Consider the following 7,211-nt stretch of genomic DNA (forward strand, 5'->3'; position numbering starts at 1 on the left):
ACCGCGGATACGCCGGATCCACCGGCAGATACGCCGCTCCGGCCTTCAACACGCCCAGCACCGCCACCACCGACTCCACCGACCGCGGCAGAGCCACCGCCACCACCTGCTCCGGACCCACACCCCGGGCGATCAGCGCATGCGCGAACCGGTTCGCCCGCAGATCGAGCTGACGATACGTCAACTCCCTACCCCCACAGACAAGCGCGACCGCGTCCGGCACCGCCGCCACCCGCGCCGCGAAGGCCCGCGGCACCGGGACGGCGCCCACGTCCCTGGCGGTCGCGTTGTCCCGCTCCAGCAGCCGGTGCCTCTCGTCGGCGTCGAGGAAGTCGATCCCGCCGATCGGCTGCTCCGGGTCGGCGGTGACGGCCTTCAGCAGGAGCGTCCAGCGCCGGACCAGGGCGGCGATCGTCGAGCGGTCGAACAGGTCCGTGGCGTACTCGACCGTTCCGGCGATTCCGGCCGGGCTCCCGTCCGGACCGAATTGTTCGGCCATGCTCACGCCGAGGTCGAACTTGGCGGTTCCGGTCGCGACCGCGTAGGTGGCGACATCGAGGCCCGGCAGCGAGAACCGTCCCATCGGCGCGTTCTGCACGGCAAGGATGGTCTGGAACAGCGGGTGGTGGGACAGCGAGCGGGACGGGTTCAGTGCCTCCACCAGGTGCTCGAACGGCACGTCCTGGTGCGCGTACGCCGACAACGCCGTCTCCCGCACCCGGCCCAGCAACTCGGCAAAACTCGGATCACCGCTCGTGTCCGTACGCAGCACCAGAGTGTTGACGAAGAACCCCACCAGATCGTCCAGCGCCTCGTCCGTACGCCCCGCGATCGGACTCCCGATCGCGATGTCCGTACCCGCACCCAACCGCGTGTACAAAGCCGCCAACGCCGCCTGCAGCACCATGAACAGACTCGTCCCGGTACGCCGCGACAACTCCACCAGAGCCACGTGCAGTTCCCGGTCCAGCTCCAAACCGATATGGTCCCCGCGCCAGCCGGCGACAGCCGGGCGGGGCCGGTCGGCAGGCAGCTGGAGCAGCTCCGGCAGGTCGGACAGCTGCCGCTTCCAGTAGGCGAGTTGCTCGGCGAACCGGCTCCGCGGGTCGGCGGCGTCACCGAGCAGCTCGCGCTGCCACAGCGTGTAGTCGGCGTACTGCACCGGCAGGGCCGGCCCGTTCGCCGTCCGGCCCTCGCAGCGGGCCGCGTACGCCTCGGCCAGGTCGCGGGCCAGCGGGCCGGTGGACCAGCCGTCAGCGGCGATGTGGTGCATGACCAGCAGCAGCACGTGCTCGTCCGGCGCGACCGCGAACAGCTCCGCCCGCAGCGGCGGTTCCGTCGACAGGTCGAACGGCTGCCGGGCGGTCCCGGCCAGCCGCTGCGGCAGTTCGTCCTGCGTCACCTCGGTCGGCCGGGCCCGGAGGCGGACCGCGGCCGGGTCCAGCACGCGCTGGCAGGGAACGCCGGCGATCTCCGGGAACACCGTCCGCAGGCTCTCGTGCCGGGCCACCACGTCGGCCAGCGCCTGGTCCAGCGCGGGCCGGTCGAGGTCGCCGGACAGCCGCAGCGCCAGCGGGATGTGGTAGGTCGCGGCGGCGGCGTCCATGCTGTGCAGGAACCAGAGCCGGCGCTGGGCGAAGGACAGCGGAACCGCCTGGGGCCGCTCGTACACGGTCAGCGCCGGACGGGCCCGGCCGGCTTCGGCCAGCGCCTCGGCCAGGCCGGCCACGGTGGGCGCTTGGAAGAGTGCGCGCAGGCCGAGTTCCACGCCGAGCACCGAGCGCACCCTGGCGGCCAGCCGGGTGGCGAGCAGGGAGTGGCCTCCCAGGTCGAAGAAGTCGTCGTCGACCGAGACCCGCGGCACGTCGAGCACCTCGGCGAACAGCTCGGCGAGGATCTGCTCCTGCGGCGTGCGCGGCGCCCGACCGCTGCCCGCGGGAACGGCTTCGGGGGCGGGCAGCGCCGCCCGGTCCAGCTTCCCGTTCGGCGTCAACGGCAGTGCGTCCAGCACCATGAAGACGGCCGGCACCAGGTAGTCCGGCAGTCGCTCGCGCAGGTGCGCCGCCAGTTGCGCGGGACGGACGGCCTGGTCGGGGCGGGTCGCCACATAGCCGACGAGCCGGTCGTCCCTGGCCGCGACGGCGGCCTGCGCGACGGCGGGGTGCTCGGCCAGGGCCGCCTCGACCTCGCCGAGTTCGACGCGGAAGCCGCGGACCTTCACCTGCTGGTCGGCTCGGCCGACGTACTCCAGCTCCCCGTCGGCGCGCCTCCGCACCAGGTCGCCGGTGCGGTACATCCGCGTGCCGGCGAGGCCGTACGGGTCGGCGACGAAGCGCCCGGCACTCAGCCCGGGCCGGTTCAGGTAGCCGCGAGCCAGGCCCGCGCCCGCGACGTACAGCTCCCCTGCCACGCCCGGCGGCACCGGCTGCAACCGGTCGTCCAGGACGTATGCCCGGAAGCCCGCGATCGGTCGCCCGATCGGCGGCACGCCGGACCCCGGCGGCAGCGGGTCGCTCATGGTCGCGCACACCGTGGTCTCGGTCGGGCCGTACGCGTTGATCATCCGGCGCCCGGGCGCCCAGCGCTCCACCAGCTCCGGCGGGCACGCCTCACCGGCCACCACCAGGGTGGTCGCCGTGAGCTCGGCGCCGTCCAGCGCGGCCAGGGCCGAGGGCGGCAGCGTCACGTGGGTGACGGAGAACCGGCGGTCCGTCAGGGCCTCCAGCGGGGCCTCGGCGGGGGCCAGGACGAGGGCGGCGCCGGTGAGCAGCGCGCCGCAGAGGTCCCAGAAGGACGCGTCGAAGCTGGGCGAGGCGAACTGGAGCACCCGGCTGCCCGGCGCCACACCGAGCCGGTCGGCCTGCTCGGCGACCAGGCCCGACACGCCGGCGTGGCTCACGACGACGCCCTTGGGGCGGCCGGTCGAGCCCGAGGTGTAGATCACGTAGGCCGGATGCCGGACATCGAGCACGACCTGCGGATCGGTGTCCGGCCGACCGGAGGACTCCACCACCATCGCGACATCGTCGACCACCACCGCCGGACGGGCATCCTCCAGCATGAACGCGATCCGCGACCGCGGATACGCCGGATCCACCGGCAGATACGCCGCTCCGGCCTTCAACACGCCCAGCACCGCCACCACCGACTCCACCGACCGCGGCAGAGCCACCGCCACCACCTGCTCCGGACCCACACCCCGGGCGATCAGCGCATGCGCGAACCGGTTCGCCCGCAGATCGAGCTGACGATACGTCAACTCCCTACCCCCACAGACAAGCGCGACCGCGTCCGGCACCGCCGCCACCCGCGCCGCGAACAGCTCGGGCAGGCTCGCCCCGGCCACTCCGTCCCCGACGGCGGGCAGCACCTCGCTGCGTTCCTCGGCAGACAGCAGGTCGATCCCGCCGATCGGCCGGTCGGGTGCGGCGGCGACCGCGGTCAGCAGCCTGGTCCACCGGGCGGCCAGGGCCTCGACCGTCGAGCGGTCGAACAGGTCGGTGCTGTACTCGACCGCACCGCCGATTCCGGCCGGCGCGCCTTCGGGCCCGTACTCCTCCGCGAACCCGAAGGTCAGGTCGAGCCGCGCGGTCCCGGTGGGCACGGCGACCCCGGAGACCTGGAGCCCCGGCAGTTCGAAGTCGCCACCGGGCGCGTTCTGGACGACCAGACCGGTCTGGAACAGCGGGTGGTGGGACAGCGAGCGGGACGGGTTCAGTGCCTCCACCAGGTGCTCGAACGGCACGTCCTGGTGCGCGTACGCCGACAACGCCGTCTCCCGCACCCGGCCCAGCAACTCGGCAAAACTCGGATCACCGCTCGTGTCCGTACGCAGCACCAGAGTGTTGACGAAGAACCCCACCAGATCGTCCAGCGCCTCGTCCGTACGCCCCGCGATCGGACTCCCGATCGCGATGTCCGTACCCGCACCCAACCGCGTGTACAAAGCCGCCAACGCCGCCTGCAACACCATGAACAGACTCGTCCCGGTACTCCGCGCCAACTCCACCAGAGCCACGTGCAGTTCCCGGTCGATCCGGAGTTCCAGCACGTCGCCGCGGTACGACATGGCGGCCGGGCGCGGCCGGTCGGCGGGCAGTCGCAGCTGCTCGGGCAACCCGGCAAGCGTCTGCGTCCAGTAGGCGACCTGGCGGGCGAACACACTGTCGGCGTCCTGCTCGTCACCCAGGATCTCGTGCTGCCACAGGGTGTAGTCGCCGTACGTCACCGGGAGCGGTGGCCACGCGGGGGCCCCGCCGCCCTGCCGGGTGGTGTACGCGGCGGCCAGGTCACGAGCCAGCGGGCCCATGGACCAGCCGTCCCCGACGATGTGGTGCATGACCAGCAGCAGCACGTGCTCGTCCGGCGCGACCGCGAACAGCTCCGCCCGCAGCGGTACTTCCGAGGTCAGGTCGAAGCCGCGCACCGCCGCCTCGCGCAGCAGGGCGGGCAGCTCCGCCTCGCCGGCCGGGCGCACGGTCAGCGGAACGGCGACCTCGGCGGTGTCCAGCACCCGCTGGTGCGGGATTCCGGCGGTGTGCGGGAAGACCGTGCGCAGGGTCTCGTGCCGGGCCACCATGTCCACGAGCGCGGCGCTCAGGGCATCCCGGTCGAGGTCGCCGGACAGCCGCAGCGCCAGCGGCAAGTGGTAGGTGGCGCTCGGCGCCCCGAACTGCTGGAGGAACCAGAGCCGGCGCTGGGCGAACGACAGGGGCATCGGTTCGCGGCGGGGCCGTGGCACCAGGGCCTGCCGCGCGGTGCCGGCGTGGTGCAGCCCGGCCGCCAGTCCGGCAGGGGTCGGGGTGCGGAACAGGGCGCGCAGCTCCAGTTCGACCCCGAGGGTCGCCCGGACTCGTGAGACCAGCCGGGTGGCGAGCAGCGAGTGCCCGCCCAGCGCGAAGAAGTCCTCGTCGACACCGGCCCGGGCGAGGCCCAGCACCTCGGCGAACAGCTCGCAGAGGACCTGCTCCTGCGGCGTGCGCGGCGCCCGGCCGGCGACGGTCGTACCCGGCTCCGGCGCAGGCAGCGCCGCCCGGTCCAGCTTCCCGTTCGGCGTCAACGGCAGCGCGTCCAGCAGCACGAACGCGGACGGCACCATGTACTCCGGCACCCGATCGCGCAGGTACGCCGCGAGCGTCACGGCGGTCGCCCCGGCCCCGTCCGAGGTGACGACGTACGCGACGACCCGGTCCTCCCGGGCGAGCACCGCGACCTGGGCGACGCCCGGGTGCGCGGTCAGCTCGGCCTCGACCTCGCCCGGCTCGATCCGGAATCCTCGGACCTTGACCTGGTGGTCGATCCTGCCGGCGAACTCCAGCTCGCCGTCGGCGCGCCAGCGCACCAGGTCGCCGGTGCGGTACATCCGCGTGCCGGCGAGGCCGTACGGGTCGGCGACGAAGCGCCCGGCGCTCAGCCCGGGCCGGTTCAGGTAACCGCGAGCCAGACCCGCTCCGGCCAGGTACAGCTCGCCCAGCACGCCGGGGGCCACCGGTCGCAGTGCCGAATCCAGCACGTACGCCCGGCAGTTCGCGATCGGACGGCCGATCGGCACCGGCAGCGGGCAGTCGGCGGGGTCGGCCGGAAGCGCGTAGGCGGTGATCACATGGGTTTCGGCCGGCCCGTAGTGGTTGTGCAGCACCCGCCCCGGCCGGCCGGCCTGGAAGCGGCGCACGGCAGCGCCCAGCCTCATCGCCTCTCCGGCCTGCGCGACCAGCCGCAGGTGCGGCAGGTCGAGCCCGGCCTCCTCGGCGGCTTCGGTCAGCGCCTCGACCACCAGGTTCGGCGCGAACAGCTCCTCGACCCGGTGGCGGTCGAGCCAGTGGGCGAACAGTTCGGCGCTGCGGCGCTGCTCCTCGGTCGGCACCACCAGGGTCTTGCCGTACAGCAGCGCGGACAGCACCTCCTGCACCGAGACGTCGAAGCTGATCGCGGTGAACTGCGCGGTGCGCGTGCCGGGTTCGCCACCGACGGTCCGGTGGTGCCACGCCAGCAGGTTCAGCAGTCCGGCGGCGGGCATCACCACGGCCTTGGGCCGGCCAGTGGAGCCGGAGGTGTAGATGGCGTAGGCCGGGTGCCGGGTGTCCACGGGAACGGCCGGATCGTGCTCCGGCAGCTCCCCGGCCGGGGTGACGGCCGCGAGGTCGTCGAGCACCACGGCCGGGCGTGCGTCCTGAAGCATGTGCGCGATGCGCGCGGCCGGGTAGTCCGGGTCGACCGGCAGGTACGCCGCGCCCGTCTTGAGCACCGCGAGGACGGCGACCACCAGCTCGGCCGAGCGCGGCAGCCGCAGGGCGACGATCTGCTCGGGGCCCACGCCGCGCGCGATGAGCGCGTGGGCCAGGCGGTTGGCCCGGCGGTTCAGCTCGCGGTAGGTCAGCGCGGTGCCCTCGAACAGCACCGCCGGAGCCTCGGGGGTCGCCCGGACCCGCGCCTCGAACAGCGCGGGCACGGTGGCGTCAGGGGCCGGGCGGGCGGTGTCGTTGCGAACGACCAGCAGCTCGTGCCGCTCCTCGGCGGTGAGGACGTCGATCCGGCTCAGCGGACGCTCCGGATCGGCGACCACCGCCGCCAGCAGCCGCAGCCACCGGGCGACCAGCGCCTCCACCGTGGCCGCATCGAACAGGTCGGTGCTGTACTCGACCCGTCCGACGATGCCCTCGGCCGGGCCGCCCGTGCCGCCGCGCTCCAGCAAGTGGAAGCCCAGGTCGAACATGGCCGTCGGTGTCCGCACCAGGACGACCTCGGCGGCCAGACCGCTCAGCGCGAACTCGGTGCGGGGCACGTTCTGCAGCGCGAGCAGTACCTGGAACAGCGGCTGATGGGCCGGTGACCGGGACGGGTTGAGGGCCTCGACAACGTGCTCGAAGGGCAGGTCCTGGTGCGCGTACGCGCCGAGGGCGCCCTCCCGGACCCGGACCAGCAGTTCGGCGAAGGACGGGTCGCCACTGGTGTCCGTGCGGAGCACCAGGGTGTTGACGAAGAACCCGACCAGGTCGTCCAGCGCCTGGTCGGTCCGGCCGGCGATCAGGCTGCCGACCGGGATGTCGTCTCCCGCACCCAGCTTGTCCAGCAGCGATGCCAGGGCGGCCTGCAGCACCATGTACACGCTGGCGCCGTGCTCGCGGCCCAACCGGACGAGCCCGGCGTGCAGTTCGGCGTCCAGTTCGATCGTCAGGTGGCCGCCGGAGTGGGAGGGGGTCGCGGGGCGGTGG

1 protein-coding gene is annotated in these 7,211 nt (G+C 73.4%); it reads right to left on the minus strand.

Going from position 1 to position 7,211, the window contains the following annotated elements:
* Window positions 1-7,211, minus strand: a 7,211-nt coding sequence (locus AC13HU_RS27545; protein ID WP_483044656.1) for an amino acid adenylation domain-containing protein, incomplete at both ends; no start/stop codon positions are given.

Source organism: Streptomyces sp. NH27, from assembly GCF_056859195.1.